Here is a 19,315-nt window from a genome sequence, read left to right on the forward strand (position 1 = left end):
GCGTGGGCGATACTGGCGTCCATGCCCGAGATTGAAAGAAACCGTTCCCCGATCACGCCTGGCCTGCTGGTGCTGCACGGCAACCGGCTGGAGCTGCTGCAGGAGGCGGTCTTCGCCTGGCTGGAGCGCCACCCGCTCGATCCGCTGGAGCAGGACGTGCTGCTCGTGCAGAGCAACGGCATCGCCGAGTGGATGAAGATGTCGCTGGCGCGGCGCAGCGGCATCTGCGCGGCGACCCGCGTGGAGCTGCCGGCACGTTTCCTCTGGCGCCTGTACCGCGCCATGCTGGGCCGCGACGGTGCCCCGGCCCGCTCGCCGCTCGACAAGGCGCCGCTGACCTGGCGGCTCATGCAGGCGCTGCCCGCGTGGATCGACACACCCGGTTTCGAGCCGCTGGCGCAGTTCCTGGGTACCTCGCCCGCGGCCGATGGCACGCACGACCTCGGCCGCCGCCTGCAGCTCGCCGAGCGGCTGGCCGACCTGTTCGACCAATACCAGCTCTACCGCGCCGACTGGCTCGACGCCTGGGCCCGTGGCCGCGAGGTGCTCATCCGCGCCAACGGTGTCACCGAGCCGCTGCCCGACGACCAACGCTGGCAGGCGCGGCTGTGGCGCCGGCTGGTCGAGGGCCTGGACGCCTCCGGCCAGCGGGCGGTGCGCAGCGATGTCCACCGGCGCTTTGTCGCGGCGGTGGACGCGGGCGAGGCGCCGCGCCAGCCGCTGCCGCGCCGCGTCGTGCTGTTCGGGCACAGCCATTTGCCGTGGCAGACCTTGCAGGCGCTGGCCGCATTGGCGCAGCGGGCGCAGGTGTTGCTGGCGGTACCGAACCCCTGTCAGTTCCACTGGGCCGACATCATCGATGGCCGTGAATTGCTGCGTGCGCCCCGCCAGCGCCACGGGCACCGCCAGGGCCGCGACCTGGGCGCGCTGCCGCTCGACCAGGCCCATGGACAGGCGCACCCGCTGCTCGCCGCCTGGGGTCGCCAGGGCCGCGACTTCATCCGCCTGCTGGACGCCTTTGACGACGCGGAAACCTCCCGCCAGCGGTTCCAGATCCCGCGCATCGACCTGTTCGACGACGGCGACGGCGACACGCTGCTGGCCCAGGTGCAGGGCGCCATCCGCGATGGGCTGCCGATGGACGAGCTGGTCGCGCGCGTGCGCCCCGGCCAGGACACCGCGCCGCTGCCCGACACCGACCGCTCCATCGTCTTCCACGTCGCCCACAGCGCGATGCGCGAGGTCGAGGTGCTGCACGACCAGTTGCTGCACCTGCTGGCCCACCCCGGCGACACCCCGCTGGCGCCGCGCGACATCGTGGTCATGGTGCCGGACATCGAGCCGTATGCGCCGATCCTCCACGCCGTCTTTGGCCAGCACGCCCAGCACGATCCGCGCCACATTCCCTATGAGATCGCCGACCTGCGCCAGCGCGGGCGCCAGCCGCTGCTGATGGCGGTGGAGTGGCTGCTGCGCGTGACCGAACAACGCTGCACGGCCAGCGAGCTGCGCGACCTGCTCGACGTGCCGGCGCTGGCGCGGCGCTTCGGGCTGCACGACGAGGACCGCGCGACCGCCGCCCGCTGGCTGGCTGGCGCGGGTGTGCGCTGGGGGCTGGACGCGGCACAGCGTGGCGGTCTCGGGCTGGGTGCGTGCGGCGAGCAGAACACGGGCTTGTTCGGGCTGCGGCGGATGCTGCTGGGCTATGCCTGCGGGCGCTCGGACACTGCGGGCGCCGATGCACCGTGGCGCGCGATCGAACCCTACGACGAGATTGGCGGGCTGGATGCGGCGATCGCCGGCGCGCTGGCCGGATTGATCGACGCGCTGCGCGGCTGGTGGCTGCAGGCGAGCGAGCCGGTGCCGCCCGCGCAGTGGCACGCCCGCGGCCAGGCCCTGCTGGCGACCTTCCTCGACCCGGCCGACGAGGACGACCGCCTCATGCTCGCCGCGCTGGATGACGCGCTCGGCCGCTGGCTCGACGACTGCGAGGACGCTGGCTTCGACGCGCCGGTGACGCTGCCCGTGCTGCGCGAGGGCTGGTTGTCGGGCGTGGACGAACCGAGCCTGAACAGCCGTTTCCTCGGTGGCGGGGTGGTGTTCTGCACGCTGATGCCGATGCGGGCGATCCCGTTCGAGGTGGTCTGCCTGCTGGGCATGAACGACGGCGACTACCCGCGCCGCGCGCCGCGCAGCGACTTCGACCTCATGGCGCTGCCCGGCCAGCACCGCCCCGGCGACCGCGCCCGCCGCGACGACGACCGGATGCTGATGCTGGAGGCGCTGCTGGCGGCGCGCCGGGTGCTGTCCATCAGTTGGGCAGGCCGCAGCGTGCGCGACAACACCGCGCAGCCGCCGTCGGTGCTGGTGTCGCAGTTGCGTGACCACCTCGCGGCCGGCTGGGGCAAGGCGGTCGTGGAACGGCTGACGACCGAGCATCCGCTGCAGCCCTTCAGCCGGCGGTATTTCGAGGCGACCACGGCGGGTGAGGGCGACTCTGCGCTGTTCACCTACGCCCGCGAGTGGCGCGAGGCGCATGAAGCGAGCGATCCCGTGGCCGCTGTGGCGAACACCGGCAGGGCGCAAGGCAAGCTTTCCGCTTCCGAGCGCACCGCCATGCTCCCGCTGACCCTGCGCCGCCTCGACCACTTCCTGCTCAACCCCGTCAAGGACCACTTCCGCGAGCGCCTCGGCGTCGTGTTCCAGCCGCTGGATCTGGCCGTGGCGGACGACGAGCCCTTCGACCTGAACGCGCTGGACGAAACCCTGCTGCTGCGCGAGCTGCTGGAGTCGCCCGACGCCGAGGCACCCACCGCACTCGCCGCCTGCCACGCGGCGCTGCACGTCCGCACCGAGCGGCTGGTGCGCCGCGGCGATCTGCCGGTGGGCGGGCTGGGGCAGCGTTGGCGCGGGCAGTTCGTGCAGCAGAGTGCGCCGATGGCCCTGCAGTGGAACGTCTGGCGCCGCGAACTCTCCGCGCTGGCCAAGCCGCGGCAGATCACGGTCGATCTCGACGGCATCGGGCTGGACGATTGGCTCGACGAGCTGCGCCAAGTACCCGGCACCGACCAGCCCATCTGGCTGACGCTGGATGCGCGCCGGCTGTGCGTGTTCGACAAGAAAGCCCAGGTGCTGCGGCCAGTGGCGCACAAGCTGGTGCGGCCGTGGCTGCGGATGCTGGTGGCGGGTGCCTGTGGCATCGACCTGGAGGCGCGCATCGTGGCGCGGGATGCCCTGCTGGTGCTCACGCCGCCACGCGCTGTCGTGGCGCAGGCGGTGCTGGACGACCTGCTCGATGTCTGGGAGCAAGGCATGGTGCGCCCGCTGGCGGTGGCCTGCCGCACCGCGCTGGTCTGGCTCGCCGCCCGCGAGAAGTTCCCCGACCAGCCCGACAAGGCCGACGACGCCGCCCGCACCTGCTACGAAGGCAGCCACACCAGCCGCGGCGAAGTGCAGGACGCCGCGCTCGCCCGCCTGTTCCCGGACTGGGACACGCTGAGCGCCGATCCCGCCTTCGCGGAGTGGGCCGAACGGCTGTACGAACCCCTGCGCCAATGGGCCGCCGACCCCGCCCATGTGGCCGTGCTGCCCCTGCCCGATGCCCATCCCGGCGCCGACGAGGACGACGAGGACGCCCGCGATGACTGAGCTGCTGGACCCCCTGACCCTGACCCTGCCCCTGTCCGGCAGCCGCCTGATCGAGGCCAGCGCCGGCACCGGCAAGACCTGGACCATTGCCGCGCTCTACCTGCGGTTGGTGCTGGGCCACGGCGACCACGGGTGTGCCGCCGGACGCGAGGCCCGCCCGCTCGGCCCGTCGCAGATCCTGGTGATGACCTTCACCCGCGCCGCCACCCGCGAGCTGTCCGACCGCATCCGCGCCCGGCTGATCGAGGCGGCGCAGTGTTTCCGCGGTGCCGCCCAGCCCGCGCCGCACGACACTTTTCTGCACGATCTGATCGCCGACCACGGGGACGACCCGGAAGAGGACATCCGCTCGCAGGCCGCCTACCGACTGGCGCTGGCCGCCGAAGCGATGGACGAAGCGGCGGTCCACACCATCGACGCCTGGTGCCAGCGCATGCTGCGCGAGCACGCCTTCGACAGCGGCAACCGACATCCGCTCGCAGGCCGCCTACCGACTGGCGCTGGCCGCCGAAGCGATGGACGAAGCGGCGGTCCACACCATCGACGCCTGGTGCCAGCGCATGCTGCGCGAGCACGCCTTCGACAGCGGCAACCTCTTCAACGAGGAACTGGTCGCCGACGAAGCCGAGTTGCTGGCGCAGGCGATGCACGATGTCTGGCGGCGCGAGGTCTACCCGCTGGAGACTGCGCCGCTGGCGGCATTGCTCGGGGTGTGGCCGTCGGTGGCGGTGATGCAGCAGCAGGTGCAGCCGCTGCTCCACCAGACCGAATTGCTGGGCGCCGACACCCAGCCCCGCGCCACGCTGGCGGACTGGCTGCCCGCCTGGGTGGACGAGCGCCACATGGCGGTGGCGCAGCTCAAGACCGGCTGGGCGGACAAGGCGCGGCGCATCGCCGGCTGGATCAACGCGCAGCAGCAAGGGCAGGGCGGTGTGAACCCCTTCAACGGCAACCTGCTGCGCGCCAGTTCGCTCGATGCCTGGATCGAACAGATCGTCGCCTGGGCGGACGACCCGGATGCGGACCTGCTGGTGCTGTCGCCCGACACTGGCCGGACCCGCCTGACGCCGGACGGCATCGTCAAGGCGTACAAGAAAGGCCACCGACCGCCACCGCTGCTGCCCGAGTTCGCCGAGTTCGAGGCGCTGCAGCAGGCCCTCGACATGCTGGAGCCGCTGGCGCCCCGCCTGCTGCGCCACCTCACGCACCGCGTGGCCCGCCGGCTCGACCAGCTCAAGCGCCGCAGCGCCCGCTTCGGTTTCGCCGACCTGCAGGCGCGGCTGGACCAGGCGCTCTCGCCCGAGGCGGGGGAGGCCGGCGAGCGCCTGCGCCAGAGCATCCTGGCGCAATACCCGGTCGCGCTGATCGACGAGTTCCAGGACACCTCGCCGCTGCAATACCGCCTGTTCGACCGCCTCTACCGCGTCGCCGACCACGACCCGGCCACCGCGCTGCTGCTGATCGGCGACCCGAAGCAGTCGATCTACGGCTTCCGTGGCGCCGACATCTACAGCTACCTGCAAGTCCGTCAGGCGACCGAGGGCCGCCACCACGTGCTCGGCACCAACTTCCGCTCGACCCGCGCGCTGATCGGCGCTGTCAACACGGTGTTCGCGCAGGCGGAGCGCCGCTGGTCGGGCGGCGCCTTTGCCTTCGCGAAGGGTGGGCCGCTGGCGTTGCCATTCGAGCCGGTCGAGGCGCGGGGCCGCAGCGAAGTGCTGGTCCGCGGAGAGGCGCTGCTGCCCGCGTTGACGGCCCGCGCGCTCGATGCCGCGATGCCCCAGCGCGCGCTCACCGACGCGCTCGCGCAGCACGCCGCGGAGCAGTTGGTGGACTGGCTGAACGACGCGACGGTGGGTTTTCGCGCCCCGGATGGTGCGTGGCAGCGGCTGGCGCCGGGGCATGTCGCCGTGCTGGTGCGCAGCCGGCGCGAGGCGGACGCCGTGCGGCTGGCGCTGCGGCGGCGTGGGGTCAGTTCGGTCTACCTGTCGGACCAGGATTCGGTGTTCGCCTCTGCCGAAGCGGCGGACCTGCTGCGCTGGCTGCAGGCGGTGGCCGATCCGCTGAACGCGCCGCTGGCCCGTGCCGCCTACGCCACGGCGACGGTCGGGCTGGATCTGGAGGCGCTGGCGCGGCTGGTGACGGACGAGCTGGCCTGGGACGTGCGGCTCGCGCAGTTGCAGCGCCTGCGCGGGGTGTGGCAGCGCCAGGGTGTGCTGACGCTGGTGCGGCAGACGCTGCACGCGCTGGACCTGCCAGCACGCTGGCTCGGTGCAGCCGATGCGCCTCCCGACGGCGAGCGCCGGCTGACCAATCTGCTGCACCTGGGGGAGCTGCTGCAGGCCGCCGCGGCCCAGCTCGACGGCGAACAGGCACAGATCCGCTGGCTGGCCGAGCAGATCCACGGCTTCGGTGGCGCAGGCGACGAGCGGGTGGTGCGGCTGGAAAGCGACGCGGAGCTGGTGCAGGTGGTCACGGTCCACAAGTCCAAGGGGCTGGAGTACCCGGTGGTGTTCATGCCGTTTGCGTCGTCCTGCCGCGAGGTGGACCGGCGCGGGCGCCGCTTCATTCCTTGGGTGGATGGCGACGGTACACGCGTGCTCGACTTCACGCTCAGCGACGACGCCATGGCGTCGGCCGATCGCGAGCGGCTGCGCGAGGACTTGCGGCTGCTCTACGTCGCGCTGACGCGGGCACGGCATGCGCTGTGGCTGGGCGTCGGGTTTCTCAAGAACAAGGGCAGCAAGTCGGGCGGCAACAAGCTGGACCGCAGCGCACTGGGCTATCTGCTCGGGGGCGGGCAGGGCGAGCTGTCGCCCGCGCTGGCGCTGGAGCGGCTGAACGACTGGGCGGTGCCGCACGATGGCGAGGCCACGCCCGGCAGCGTGTCCGTCGAGACGCTGCCGGCGCGCCCCGGCTACACCCGGCTGCGGCGCGCGGTGACACCGGTCGCGCTGGCCGAGGCGCCGCGCTACCAGGCGGCGTTCGACCGCCGCTGGACCGTGGGCAGCTTCTCCGCGCTGGTGCGCGATCTGCGCAGCGGGCGCGAGGTGGAGGGCGACCGGTTGGTGCCCGCGTCGTCGTGGGCGGTCGATCCGGCGCGCAACGAGCAGTTGCGCGAGGAGTGGCTGGCGGATCTGGACACCACGGGACTGGCCATGGACGTGCCCGCACCGGTGCCTATGCCCATGCCCGTGCTGGCCGATGCCGCCTGGCACCGCTTCCCCAAGGGTGCTCTGGCCGGCAATTTTCTGCACGAGTTGCTGCAATGGCTGGCCGAAGAGGGCTTCGACCGCTGGAACACCCCGGCGGTGCAGGCGTTCATCCGCCGCCGCTGCGAGCGCAGCGGCCACACCGACCGTGCCGACGAGGTGGTGGCGTGGATGGGCGCGGTGCTGACCACGCCGTTGCCGGTGCTGGGGGGCGCGGCGTTGTCAGCGATCGGCGCGGTGCTGCCGGAGATGGAGTTCTGGATGCCGAGCGTGGCGCTGCACAGTGCCGCCCTCGACCGCGTCTGCCGCGAGCGCCTGTTGCCCGGTCAGGCGCGGCCGGCGCTGGTGCCGCGGGTGTTGCAGGGCCTGCTGATGGGCTTCGCCGATCTGGTGTTCGAACACGGCGGGCGCTGGTGGGTGCTGGACTACAAGTCCAACCACCTCGGCGATGGCGATGCGGACTACCATGCCGCCGCCCTCGACACCGCCATGCTCGCGCACCGCTACGACCTGCAAGCGGCGCTCTACCTGCTGGCGTTGCACCGCCTGCTGCGCCAGCGGCTGGGCGAGGGTTACGACCCCGACTTGCATCTGGGTGGCGCGGTGTACCTCTTCCTGCGTGGTGTGCAGGGTCCGCAGGCGGGTTGCGTGGTGGTGCCGGCACCGCTGGCGCTGCTGGATGCACTGGACGCCTGTCTGAACGACCCGACCCCTGGACCCGAATCCCAACCCGAACCCGACCTTGACCCGATGGTGAGTGCCTGATGCTGCCGACCCTGGACCCCACCGGGCCGCTGACCGCCGCCGAGCTGCTTGCCGAACTCGACCGCTGGTGCGACGCCGGCTGGCTGCGCCGGCTGGACGTGGCGCTGGCGCGCTGGCTGGCCGCCGAGTTGCCGGACGCTGCACCCGAGCTGCTTCTGTCCGCCGCCTTGCTGGCGCAGCGCGAAAGCCGCGGCCACACCTGCATCGCGCTGGACGAGTTGCTGGCCCAGCGCCGCCCGGACGCGGTGGTCCGCCCGGACGACGACGCCTGGCTCGACGGCCCAGGTGCTGCGCGCGCTGCGCTGGCGGCCACTCTGCAGCGCCTGTCGCCTGACCGTGGCGACTGGCTGAACGGCCTGCAAGGCAGCGACGCCGTGGACGAGGGCATCGACGCCGCCAGCGGACAGGCGCCCCTGGTCCTGGAACACACTCCCGACGGCACACGCCTGTACCTGCGCCGCCACTGGCGCGACGAGCAGGCGGTGGCACGGGCGGTGTTGTCGCGCGCCGTGGGGCCGCATCCCGGCGAAGTGGTTCCCGATGCGGCCGTCGTGCGGGGTTGGCTGGACCGCTTGTTCGGCCCCGCCAGCGACCCAGCGTCCGTGGCCCCCGACTGGCAGCGCACCGCCTGCGCCATGGCCCTGCGTGGTCGGCTGGCGCTCATCACGGGTGGCCCCGGCACGGGCAAGACCTACACCGTCGCCCGCCTGCTGGCCTTGCTGTTCGCGCTGCACCCCGCGCCCGAGACGCTGCGCATCGCACTCGCCGCCCCGACTGGCAAGGCGGCGGCGCGGCTGAAGCAGTCGATCGACCAGGCCCTCGGCCAGCTCGGCGCCGCGCTGCCCGACGCGCTGGACTGGGCGCTGCTGGCCAAGCGCCTGAAGGAGGCGCTGACGCTGCACCGTCTGCTCGGCGCCCGCCCCGACACCCGCGCGCTGCGCCACGACGCGCGCCACCCGCTGGATGTCGATCTGCTGGTGGTGGACGAAGCCTCGATGGTGCATCTGGAGATGATGGCCGCCCTGCTGGCCGCGCTGCCGGAGCGGGCGCGGCTGGTGCTGCTGGGGGACAAGGACCAGTTGGCGTCGGTGGAGGCGGGCGCGGTGCTGGGCGACCTGTGCGGACAGGCGGAACGCGGGCAGTACGACGCCGACAGCGTGGCCTGGGTCGCGGCCTGCACCGGCGGGGCGGTGCCGCCCGCGCTGCGCCACCGCCCCGGCACGCCGCTGCCCGCGCTGGCGCAGCAGACGGTGATGCTGCGCGAGAGCCGGCGGTTTCAGGGCGCCATCGGGGCGCTGGCCAAGGCGGTCAATGCGGGGGATGTGCGTGGCGCGGATACCGTGCTCCGCGCGCCGGATGTCGCCGTGCAGCGGCTGACGCTGACCGAGGCACAGGCGTTGCCGGCGGTGCTGGGGCTGGCGCTGCAGGGACGCACGGGTGCGCCGATCGGCTACGACCTCTACCTGGCCGAACTCCAGCAACGACCGCCCGCGGGCGACGCCGCTGCGCACCAGTCCTGGGTCGTGCGGGTCGTGCGGGCGTTCGAGCGGGTGCGGCTGCTGTGCGCACTGCGGGAAGGGGAATGGGGCGTGACCGGGCTGAATGCGCGCATCGAATCCCACCTGCGCAGCCGCGGTGCCATTGCGCGCCATGGCGAGTGGTACGCCGGCCGGCCCGTGATGGTCACGCGCAACGACGCCGCCCTCGGTGTCTACAACGGCGACGTGGGCGTGGCACTGCCGGGGATCGATGGCGGCACGGGCCTGCGGGTGTGGCTGCTCGACGGGGAGGGCCAGCCGCCGCGCTCGGTGATGGCGAGCCGGCTGGCAGCGATCGAGACCGCGTTCGCGATGACGGTCCACAAGTCGCAAGGCTCGGAGTTCGAGCACGTCGCGCTGGTGCTGCCGCCGCACCTGACCCCGGTGCTGACCCGCGAGCTGGTCTACACCGGCATCACGCGCGCAAAAGCCGCGTTCACCCTGGTGGCGCCGGATCCCGCGGTGTGGAGCCAGGCGCTGCAGCGGCGAACGCGGCGGGTGAGCGGGCTGCCCGGACTGTTGCTGTCCGGGCGCCGCTAGGCTGGGCGGGGTGGCGCGTCAGACGGGCTGGTCGCCGACTTCCGGATCGACGATGGGGCCGCGTCCGCTCCAGCGGTCCAGCGTCACGTAGATCACCGGCGTGATGTAGAGCGTCACGAACTGCGACACCACCAGCCCGCCGACCACCGCCAAGCCGAGCGGCTGACGCAGCTCGGCCCCCGCACCCAGCCCGAGCGCGATCGGCAACGCCCCCATCAGCGCCGCCAGCGTCGTCATCACGATCGGCCGCAGCCGCAACAGGCAGGCTTGGCGGATCGCCTCGGTCGGGGTCATGCCCTGGTGGCGCTGCGCCTCCAGGGCGAAGTCGATCATCATGATCGCGTTCTTCTTGACGATGCCGATCAGCATCAGCAGGCCGATCGTGGCGATCAGCGTCAGGTCCATCCCGAACAGCGTCAGCGTCAGCAGCGCCCCCACCGCCGCCGACGGCAATCCCGCCAGGATGGTCAGCGGGTGGATGTAGCTCTCGTACAGCACCCCCAGCAGCAGGTAGATCACCAGGATCGCCAGCCCCAGCAGCGCGAGCTGGCCGGACTGCGAATCCTGGAACACCGCCGCGTCGCCGCCGTAGGTGCCGATCAGCGTGGCGGGCATCTGCAGTTCGCGCACGTAGCCGTCGAGTTTCGCGGTCGCGGTGCCCAGCGGGACATCGGGCGCGAGGTTGAAGCTCAGCGTCACCGCCTGCAACTGCCCCTGGTGGTTCACCGCCGTCGGGCCGATGGTGCGCTGCACGGTGGCAAACGCGCTCAGCGGCACCAGCGCGCCGGACTTGCTGCGCAGCGAGATCTTGTTGAAGGCGTCCTCGAACTGCTTGTCGTTTTCCGCTGCTTCCATCAGCACCTGGTAGGTGTTGCTGGGGGCGTAGATCGTGGAGACCTGCCGCTCGCCGTAGGCGCTGTAGAGGGCGCTGCGCAGGTCGGCCATCGACACGCCGAGCAGGGCGGCCTTGTCGCGGTCGATCTGGAGGCTGGCTTGCAGACCGCGTTGCTGCGAATCGCTGGTGATGTCGCGGAACAGGGTGTCGTCGCGCAGCTTGGCCTGGAGCTTGCCGGCCCATTCGTTGAGCGAGTCGGCGCTCACGCTCTGCAAGGTGTACTGGTAGCGGCTCTTGCTCTGGCGGCCACCGAGCTGCAGGTTCTGCACCGGGCGCATGAAGACCTGCACGCCGGGGATGCCGCGGGTCTTCTTGCGCAGGGTGTCGATCACCTGGGCCATCGGCGGGCGCTGGTCGCGCGGGTGCAGCGTCACGAACAGGCGGCCGGTGTTCTGCGTTGAGCCGCCACCACCGCCCGTGAACGAGCTGACGGCGCGGATGGCCGGCTCCTTCTGGAAGATGTCCGCCACACGGGTCTGGATCTTGAGCAGGGCGTCGAAGGAGATGTCCTCGGACGCCTCGATCGTCACCTGCATCTGCCCGATGTCTTCCTCGGGAAAGAAGCCCTTGGGGATCTGGATGAACAGCACCGCGGTCGCCACGAAAGTGCCCAGCGCGAACAGCAGCACCACCCAGCGGAACCGCAGCGCCCAGTCGAGCGTGCGGCCATAGCCCCGCAGCACGGCGCTGAAACCGCGCTCGAAGGTGCGGCCGAGCCAGTTTTCCTCTTTGGGTTCGTGGTGGCGCAGGAAGCGGCTGGCCAGCATCGGCACCAGCGTCAGCGACACGACCGCCGACACCAGGATCGACAGCCCGACGACGACCGCGAACTCGTGGAACAGCAGCCCGATCACCCCCGGCATGAAGAAGATCGGGATCAGCACCGCCACCAGCGAGATCGAGATCGACACGATGGTGAAGGCCATCTCGCGGGCGCCCTTGATGGCGGCCTCGAAGGGGGCCATGCCATCCTCGATGTGGCGGACGATGTTCTCCAGCATCACGATCGCGTCGTCCACCACCAGGCCGACCGCCAGCGTGATGCCCAGCAGCGAGACGTTGTCCAGGCTGTAGCCGCCCGCGTAGAGCAGCGACAGCGCACCGATCAGCGACACTGGCAAGGACAGCGCCGGGATCACCGTGGCGGCCACGCGGCGCAGGAACATGAAGATCACCAGCACCACCAGCACCACCGTCAGCGCGAGCGTGAGGTTCACGTCGTGCAGCGCCTCGCGGATCGAGACCGAGCGGTCGTTGGCAGGTGTCAGGCGGATCGAGGCCGGCAACTGCGTCTCGAAACGCGGCAGCATCGCCTTCACGCGATCCACTACCTCGACGGTGTTCGCGTCCGGCTGGCGCTGCACGGCCAGCGTGATCGACGGCTCGCCGTTGAAGCTGGCGAAGGTCTTGGCCGTCTCCACGCTGTCCTGTACCTCGGCCACTTCGCGCAGCCGGATCGGCGCGCCGTTGCGGGTGGCGACGATCAGGTTGCCGAACTCGCGGGCGCTGGCGAGCTGGCGGTTGGCGACGATGGTGAGGGTCTGGCGCGGGCCGTCGAGCGTGCCGACGGGGGAGTTGGCATTCGCACCGGCGAGTGCGGCGCGCAGCTCGTCCAGCGTCAGGCCACGTTGCGTCAGCGTCTCCGGCTTGACGCGGATGCGCACCGCAAACCGCTTCTGGCCGAAGATCGACACCTGCGCCACGCCGTTGATGGTGGACAGGCTTGGCGCGATCAGGTTCTCGGCGAACTCGTTGAGGTCCGACATCGACATCGACGGCGAGGTCATGGCCAGCAGCAGCACCGGGGCGTCGGCCGGGTTGACCTTGCGGTACGACGGCGGCGAGGTCATGTCGGCCGGCAAGGTCCGCTGCGCACGGAACAGCGCGGCCTGCACGTCCACCGCCGCCGCGTCGATGTTGCGGCTGGTCTCGAACTCCAGCGTGATCGAGGTGCGGCCGAGCGTGTTGGTCGAGCTGATCGTGGCGAGTCCGGCGATGGTCGAGAACTGCTTTTCCAGCGGCAGTGCGACGGAACTCGCCATCGTGTCCGGACTGGCGCCGGGCAGGTCCGCCGAGACCTGGATCACCGGCGTGTTGTAGCTTGGCAGCGCGGCGACCGGGATCTTGCCCAGCGCCACCAGCCCACCCAGCACGATGGCGAGGTTGAGCAGCACCGTCATCACCGGACGGCGGATGAACTGTTCGGTCAGCTTCATTGCGAGGCTCCGCTGGCAGCGGCCGACGCGGCGGCTGGCGCTGCACCGGACGCTGCACCGGAAGCGGCCCCGGCCGCGCTGGCCCCCTTGCCACCGCCCATCGCCGCTTCCTTGACCGGTGTGCCGGGGCGCAGGTTCTGCTTGCCCTCGACGACGATCTTCTCGCCCGCCGCAACCCCTTCGACCACGACCTGCTCGCCCAGCGGCTGGCGCAACTGCACGGTCTTCATCTGCGCCTTGCCCTCGGCATCGACCACGTAGACCGACCGCTCGTTGCCCCGCACGATCACGGCGGCCTGCGGGATGACGACGGCGTCCTTGATGGTGCGCAGCGTCAGCTTGGTGGTCACGTACTGGCCCGGCCAGAGCTGGCGGCCCTCGTTGACCAGCTTGCCCTTGATGCGGATCGTGCCCGTGGTGGCGTCCACGCCGCTGTCGATGAAGCTCACGTTGCCTGGCAGCGCCACCGCCGGCTGGCCACGCCGCTCGCCCGGCAGTTGCACGGTCAGCGGCACACCCCCTTCCTTGGCGAGTTCCTTGTCGGCCTTGCGCAGCGGGCCGAGCTGGTTCTCGGGCAAGGTGAAGCTCACGCCGATCGGGTCCATCTGCGTCAGCGTGACCATCGCCGCCCCGCCCGGCTGCACGAGGCTGCCCTTGACGACGTTGACCGCACCGGCCCGGCCGCTCATCGGCGCCTTGAGCACGTTGTTGCCCAAGGCGATCTCGCTGGACTGGATGCCCGCCTGGCTGGCGCGCACGGCGGCGAGCTGGGCGTCGAGCTGGGTCGTCAGCGTGTCCACGGCGTTGCGGGCGATGAAGTTCTGCTCGAACAGCTCCTTGGCGCGGGCGAGCTGGCGTTCGAGGTCGGCCTGGGTGGCCTTGTCCTTGGCGAGCTGGGCCTTGGCCTTGTCGAGGTTGGCGCGCTCCGCCCGGTCATCGAGCTTGAACAGCACCGTGCCACGCTTGACCGGTTGGCCCTCGGTGACGGACACCTCGGTGACGACGCCGGTGGTCAGCGGGCGCAGCTCGACGCTGTCCAGTGCCACCACGCTGCCGGCCGCCTCGATCGAGACCGGCACATCGCGCTGTTGCGCCAGTGCCACCCCCACGGTCTGGGGACCACCACGTCCCCCTGCGGCAGAGGCGGGAGCGGAAGCACCAGCGGCGGCGGATCCTGCGGCCATGGGGGCATCGGCCGACGTGGCGGCGACGGGTTTGTGCATCCACCAGTACGTGCCGCCGGCTGCACCAGCGACAAACAGGAGGGTGGCGATCGTTTGGGGTTTCATGTCTCTTCCAGCCAGGGGAGCGGCGCGCAGGGGAGGGGCGCGGGGCGTCGTGCAATCTATCACTGGCTTGTTAATGTCGTGTCAACGGTTCTACTGACTGGCACCTGCTGTACAGGGCGAACACGCGGGGTTCGTCGGCGTCTACCGCGATGCCAACTACGAGCGCGGCCAGGCCCAGCCTTACTGGAACGCCTTGCTGCGCTGCTTCGACGTTGGCGAGCCGGTGTTGAAGAAAGCCTTCGAGCACCGGCTGAAGCTCGGCAAGAAGAACAACTACGTCGATGCCTTCATCCCCGGCAAGCTGATCGTCGAGCACAAGGGCAGCCACATTGATCTGGGTTCGGCCGTCGAGCAACTGCAGGGCTACTACGGTCTGCTGCCGCCCAGCGAGCAGCCGCGTTACGCCGTGCTGTGCAATTTCCAGCGGTTGCGGCTGTACGACTTCAGCAATCTGGCGCGCACGGTGGTGCATGAATGCGGCATCGACGAACTGCCCGAGAAGGCGGAGCTGTTCAAGTTCCTGCTGCCCGCGGAAGACAGCGTTGGCTTCCTCGAACAACCCGGCGTTGACATCAAGGCGGCCCGTGCCGTGGCCGATCTGCCCGGCGCACTGACGGCCGATGGTTACGGCGGGCGGGATCTGGAGGTGTTGCTCACCCGGCTGATCTTCTGCTTCTTCGGCGATGACACCGGGATCTTCGGGGAACACACCCAGGTCCATCGCCTGCTGCTGAACTCGGCCGAGGATGGCAGCGATCTGGGTTCAGCAACTGGTGGACAGCGAGGCGAGTGGCAAGAAGGCGTGATAGGCCAACCGGGTGGCGCTTGATCCAGCATTGTCCTGTGTGTGGGATACACAAATGACAAGCGCCGACCTGAAACCGTTGTCGTGCCACCGCCTGCCTCGCCGAAAAGTGCTTGCACCACGGCTACCATGGGCCTGCGCCGCCGCCACAAAGCACAACGGGTCAGCACCTTGTGAGTGCTAACCCGTTGATTTCATTGGTGCCGGAGAAAGGAGTCGAACCCTCGACCTTCTCATTACGAATGAGCTGCTCTACCAACTGAGCTACACCGGCGAAAGACCACTATTGTAGTGGGATTCCTTTAGTCTTGGGAAGGGGTTTCGGCACCTTTTTCGAGGTGGTAGCTGGTGACGCGCTGCACTTCGTTCTTCGAGCCGAGGATCACGCTGACCCGCTCGTGCAGCTTGGTGGGCTGCAGGTCCATGATGCGCTGGTGGCCGTTGGTGGCCAGACCACCGGCCTGCTCCACCAGAAACGCCATCGGGTTGGCCTCGTACATCAGGCGCAGCTTGCCGGGCTTGGCCGGTTCGCGCTTGTCCCAGGGGTACAGGAACACGCCGCCACGGGTCAGGATGCGATGCACGTCCGCGACCATCGATGCGATCCATCGCATGTTGAAGTCCTTGCCGCGCGTGCCGTCCTTGCCTTCCAGACATTCGTCGATGTAGCGTTTCACCGGCGTGTCCCAGTGGCGCATGTTCGACATGTTGATCGCGAATTCCTTCGTGTCGGCCGGGATCTGCACGTTCTCGCTGGTCAGCACCCACGAGCCGGTCTCGCGGTCGAGCGTGAACATCGCCACCCCGTCGCCGACCGTCAGCACCAGCGTGGTCTGCGGGCCGTAGACGCAGTAGCCGGCCGCGGCCTGGAACTTGCCCGGCTGCAGGAAATCCTCTTCGCTGACGCCGCGGTTGTGGCCGACCTTGCGCAGCACCGAGAAGATGGTGCCGATCGAGACGTTCACGTCGATGTTGCTGGAGCCGTCGAGCGGGTCGAACAGCAGCATGTACTCGCCCTGCGGGTAGCGGTTCGGCACGACGTGGATGTCGTCCATTTCCTCCGACGCCATCGCTGCGAGGTGGCCGCCCCACTCGTTGGCCTCGATCAGCACCTCGTTGGAGATGATGTCGAGCTTTTTCTGGACTTCGCCCTGGACGTTCTCGCTGCCGGCCGAGCCGAGGACTTCCCCGAGCGCGCCCTTGTTGACGGCGATGGCGATGCGCTTGCAGGCGCGGGCGACGACTTCGATCAGCAGGCGGAGCTGGCCGGGGATGTGGCCGTGCTCGCGTTGCTGCTCGACGAGGTACTGGGTGAGGCTGATGCGTTTGGTCATGGAAGCGGCGGATCAGGAGTTACAGAAGCGTTTCAAGGGATTCCCCCGATCCTACCGCCTCCAGATTTCACTCCGCCAAGGCCCGCGTGATGATTTCGCGGGTGTCGGCGGAGAGTGCAGGCTGTTGCGCCACCCGCTCGATCGCTGCCCGTGCCGCCGCCCGGTACGGCTCGGCCAGTACACGCCAGCGGTCCAGCGCCCGTGCCAGCCGGGAGGCCAGTTGCGGGTTGAAACCGTCCACTTCCTGCACCTTTTCGGCCCAGAACGCATAGCCAGCGCCATCCGCCCGGTGGAATGCCCCCGGATTGAGCTGCGTCAGTGCCATCAGCAGGCTGCGGGCGCGGTTGGGGTTGCGCAGCGAGAAATCGGGGTGGCGGGACAGGGTCTGGAGGTGTGCGAAGACCTGGCCGTCGTGCTCGGGTGCGGCGGCCTGCAGGGCGAACCACTTGTCGATGACCAGCGCCTCACCGCTGAAACCAGCGTGAAACTTTTCCAGCGCCGCGGCGGCCAGGGACGAGCGGCCGTGGACCAGCGCGGTGAGTGCGCCGAGGCGGTCGGTCATGTTGCCGGCGTCCTTGAAGCGTTGCAGCGCCTTGCCTTGCCACAGCGTCTCGCCCTGGGCGACGGCATCCAGCACGAGCATCGACAGCGCCAGATTCGCCAGCGCCCGCTTGCCGCACGACACCGGATCGGGCCGGTAGCCACCGGTCTGGCTGTGCTGTTCCCAGGCATGTCCCCAGTCACCGTGCAGCGCACGGGCGAGCTGCAGGCGCATCGATTCGCGGGCCGTGTGGATCGCCTGCGGGTCGATCGGCTCGCCGGCTTCGGCCATGCGCTCGGCCAGATAGCCCTCGCTGGGCAGCGTCAGCACGAGTTCCTTGAACGCCGCGTCCAGCGCCGGATCGTTCAGCACCGCCCGCATCGCCGAGACGTAGGCGTCATCGAGCACCAGCGCACCGCCCTGGCGTACCGCGCCGAGCAGCCGCTGCACTGCCAGCCGCTGACCGGCTTCCCAGCGGTTGAAGGCGTCCGTGTCATGGCCGAGCAGCGTGAACAGCTCGGTCTCGCTGGCCGCCCAGTCGAGCAGCACCGGTGCGGAGAACCCGCGCAGCAGCGATGGCACCGGCGCGGCGCTCAGGCCCTCGAAGGTCCACGACTGTTCTGCGCTGTCGAGCACCAGCACGCGGTCGGTGCCGGTGATCGGCTGCCCAGCGGTGTCCAGCAAGCCCATCGCCACCGGCAGCACGAACGGCTGCTTGACCGGCTGCCCCGGCGTGGCGGGCGTGTGCTGACGCAGGGTGAGCGTGTAGCGGCCGGTGTCGGTGTCGAACTGGCCGGCGGCTTGCAGGCGCGGTGTACCGGCCTGGGCGTACCAGCGTTTGAAGGTGTCGAGCCGCTCCGCCAGCGCACTGCCGGGGTTGGCATCGGCAATCGCCTGCGCGAAGTCGTCGCAGGTCACGGCCTGGCCGTCGTGGCGCGCGAAGTACAGGTCCATGCCCTGGCGGAACCCGGCGCGGCCGACCAGCGTGGCCATCATGCGCACGACCTCCGCGCCCTTGTCGTAGACGGTGGCGGTGTAGAAGTTGTCGATCGCCTGGTACTGGTCGGGCCGCACCGGGTGGGCCATCGGGCCGGCGTCCTCCGGGTACTGGCTCTGGCGCAACTGGCGCACATCCTCGATGCGCTTGACCGCGCGCGCCGACGCCTCGCCCGCCATGTCCTGGCTGAACTCCTGGTCGCGGTAGACGGTCAGCCCTTCCTTCAGGCTCAACTGGAACCAGTCGCGGCAGGTGATGCGGTTGCCGGTCCAGTTGTGGAAATACTCGTGGCCGACGACGCTTTCGATGTTGCCGAAGTCGATGTCGGTGGCGGTCGCGGGGCTGGCCAGGACGAACTTCGTGTTGAAGATGTTCAGGCCCTTGTTTTCCATCGCGCCCATGTTGAAGTCGCTGACGGCCACGATCATGAAGCGTTCCAGGTCCAGCTTCAGACCGAAGCGCGCCTCGTCCCACGCGATCGACGCGATCAGCGAATTCATCGCGTGTTCGGTCTTGTCGAGATCCCCGGCACGGACGTAGACCTGCAGCGTGTGGTCCTGGCCCGAGCGGGTGCGGATCTTCTGCTCGCGGCACACGAGGTCGGCGGCCACCAGCGCGAACAGGTAGCTTGGTTTCGGGTGCGGGTCGCTCCAGACGGCGAAGTGGCGTCCCTTGGGCAGCGTGCCGGACTCGACGAGGTTGCCGTTGGACAGCAGCATCGGGAACTTCTTCGCATCCGCCCGCAGCGTGACGCGGAACACCGCCATCACGTCCGGCCGGTCGGTGAAGTAGGTGATGCGGCGGAAGCCCTGCGCCTCGCACTGCGTGAAGAAACCGCCGCCCGAGGTGTAGAGACCCGAGAGCTGGGTGTTCTTTTCCGGCGCACAGGTGTTGCGGATCTCCAGCGCGAACGGCTCGGTCGGCAGCTTGTCGAGCACCAACTGACCGTCGCTGAAGTGGAACGACACGCTCGCGCCGTTGACCAGCACGCGGGTCAGCGTGATGTCCTCGCCGTCCAGGCGCAGCGGCTGACCGGGGCGCTCGGGGTTGGGTTCGACCTGCATCCGGCTGATCACCAGCGTCTTGGCCGGCTCCAGCTCGAAGGTCAGATCGACAGTGCGAATCCAGTGGCTGGGCGCCACGTAGTCTTCGCGCCGGGTCAGGGTGGCGGTACCTTCGCGCATGGCTGGTCTCTTGTCTCTTGTCGCGTTGTTGCGAGGTGCTCAGCCCAGGCTGGGCGGCAGGGTGTAGTCGGTGAAATCGGCGATCGACTGGCGCACGTTGTCGTAGCCCGAGAAGGCATCCGCTGGCAGCGTGGTGGTCAGCACGACCGCGGCCATCCCACCGTTGCGGGCGGCCTCGATGCCCAGCGGCGCGTCCTCGAACACGAGGCACTGCGCGGGATCGACGCCCATGCGGCGTGCCGCTTCCAGGAAGATGTCCGGGTGTGGTTTGCCGCGCAGGCCGTCCGCCGGGCTGGTGACGGCATCGACCAGCGTGCCCAGGCCGAAGCGGGCGAAAGCGATGGCGATGTT

The 19,315-nt window shown here is 69.9% G+C and carries 9 protein-coding genes, 1 tRNA gene and 1 pseudogene; 5 read left to right on the forward strand and 6 right to left on the reverse strand.

The window, feature by feature from the left end; all coding sequences use genetic code 11:
- Nucleotides 1-21 precede the first annotated feature (21 nt).
- The 4 genes and pseudogenes from recC (at nucleotide 22) to recD (ending at nucleotide 9,703) form a co-directional block, all read left to right on the forward strand.
- Entirely contained in the window at nucleotides 22-3,648 is a 3,627-nt protein-coding gene (gene recC / locus QZW52_RS06185) for an exodeoxyribonuclease V subunit gamma (RefSeq protein ID WP_293996393.1), read from the forward strand.
- Nucleotides 3,641-4,102, forward strand: a pseudogene (locus QZW52_RS06190) (UvrD-helicase domain-containing protein); the annotation flags it as partial. The gene recC and the pseudogene QZW52_RS06190, both read left to right, overlap by 8 nt.
- 61 nt (nucleotides 4,103-4,163) lie before the next feature.
- A complete protein-coding gene (gene recB, locus QZW52_RS06195) occupies nucleotides 4,164-7,625 on the forward strand; it encodes an exodeoxyribonuclease V subunit beta (RefSeq protein ID WP_434738282.1) in 3,462 nt (1,153 codons plus the stop codon).
- Nucleotides 7,625-9,703 carry an exodeoxyribonuclease V subunit alpha gene (recD, locus tag QZW52_RS06200; RefSeq protein WP_293996395.1) on the forward strand — a complete coding sequence of 693 codons (2,079 nt, stop codon included), beginning with the start codon at nucleotides 7,625-7,627 and terminating at the stop codon, nucleotides 9,701-9,703. Before recB ends, recD begins: the two co-directional genes overlap by 1 nt.
- An 18-nt stretch (nucleotides 9,704-9,721) precedes the next feature.
- On the opposite strand, the gene QZW52_RS06205 is transcribed toward recD, so the two are convergent.
- Entirely contained in the window at nucleotides 9,722-12,814 is a 3,093-nt protein-coding gene (locus QZW52_RS06205; RefSeq protein WP_293996396.1) for an efflux RND transporter permease subunit, read from the reverse strand.
- Nucleotides 12,811-14,103 carry an efflux RND transporter periplasmic adaptor subunit gene (locus QZW52_RS06210; RefSeq protein ID WP_293996398.1) on the reverse strand — a complete coding sequence of 431 codons (1,293 nt, stop codon included), beginning with the start codon at nucleotides 14,101-14,103 and terminating at the stop codon, nucleotides 12,811-12,813. The genes QZW52_RS06205 and QZW52_RS06210 overlap by 4 nt, the downstream gene beginning before the upstream one ends.
- A gap of 97 nt (nucleotides 14,104-14,200) precedes the next feature.
- Here QZW52_RS06210 and QZW52_RS06215 point away from each other — a divergent pair, with 97 nt between their 5' ends.
- Complete coding sequence (locus QZW52_RS06215) at nucleotides 14,201-14,932, forward strand: type IIL restriction-modification enzyme MmeI (protein WP_363226234.1); 732 nt, start codon at nucleotides 14,201-14,203, stop codon at nucleotides 14,930-14,932.
- Nucleotides 14,933-15,106: 174 nt separating this feature from the next.
- Here the strand turns inward: QZW52_RS06215 and QZW52_RS06220 are convergent.
- From QZW52_RS06220 to QZW52_RS06235, 4 genes are all read right to left on the reverse strand, one after another.
- Nucleotides 15,107-15,182: transfer RNA gene (locus tag QZW52_RS06220), tRNA-Thr, on the reverse strand.
- Between the two features lie 28 nt (nucleotides 15,183-15,210).
- Nucleotides 15,211-16,242 (reverse strand): class 1 fructose-bisphosphatase, encoded by a 1,032-nt coding sequence (locus tag QZW52_RS06225; protein WP_293996402.1) that lies wholly within the window; start codon nucleotides 16,240-16,242, stop codon nucleotides 15,211-15,213.
- Nucleotides 16,243-16,309: 67 nt separating this feature from the next.
- Nucleotides 16,310-18,964: an aminopeptidase N gene (pepN, locus tag QZW52_RS06230; RefSeq protein ID WP_293996404.1), complete on the reverse strand. Its 2,655-nt coding sequence runs from the start codon at nucleotides 18,962-18,964 to the stop codon at nucleotides 16,310-16,312.
- Between the two features lie 39 nt (nucleotides 18,965-19,003).
- On the reverse strand, nucleotides 19,004-19,315 hold a 312-nt coding region (locus QZW52_RS06235; RefSeq protein WP_293996406.1), incomplete at its 5' end, for an HAD family hydrolase.

Origin of the sequence: Sphaerotilus sp., assembly GCF_013299175.1 — a bacterium.
Taxonomy (GTDB): domain Bacteria; phylum Pseudomonadota; class Gammaproteobacteria; order Burkholderiales; family Burkholderiaceae_C; genus Sphaerotilus.

Bases quoted from the DNA above. Each gene is read 5' to 3' on its own strand.
- pepN (WP_293996404.1), bottom strand. From the start codon at position 18,964: ATGCGCGAAGGTACCGCCACCCTGACCCGGCGCGAAGACTACGTGGCG.
- recB (WP_434738282.1), top strand. From the start codon at position 4,164: ATGGACGAAGCGGCGGTCCACACCATCGACGCCTGGTGCCAGCGCATG.
- QZW52_RS06225 (WP_293996402.1), bottom strand. From the start codon at position 16,242: ATGACCAAACGCATCAGCCTCACCCAGTACCTCGTCGAGCAGCAACGC.
- QZW52_RS06210 (WP_293996398.1), bottom strand. From the start codon at position 14,103: ATGAAACCCCAAACGATCGCCACCCTCCTGTTTGTCGCTGGTGCAGCC.
- recD (WP_293996395.1), top strand. From the start codon at position 7,625: ATGCTGCCGACCCTGGACCCCACCGGGCCGCTGACCGCCGCCGAGCTG.
- recC (WP_293996393.1), top strand. From the start codon at position 22: ATGCCCGAGATTGAAAGAAACCGTTCCCCGATCACGCCTGGCCTGCTG.
- QZW52_RS06205 (WP_293996396.1), bottom strand. From the start codon at position 12,814: ATGAAGCTGACCGAACAGTTCATCCGCCGTCCGGTGATGACGGTGCTG.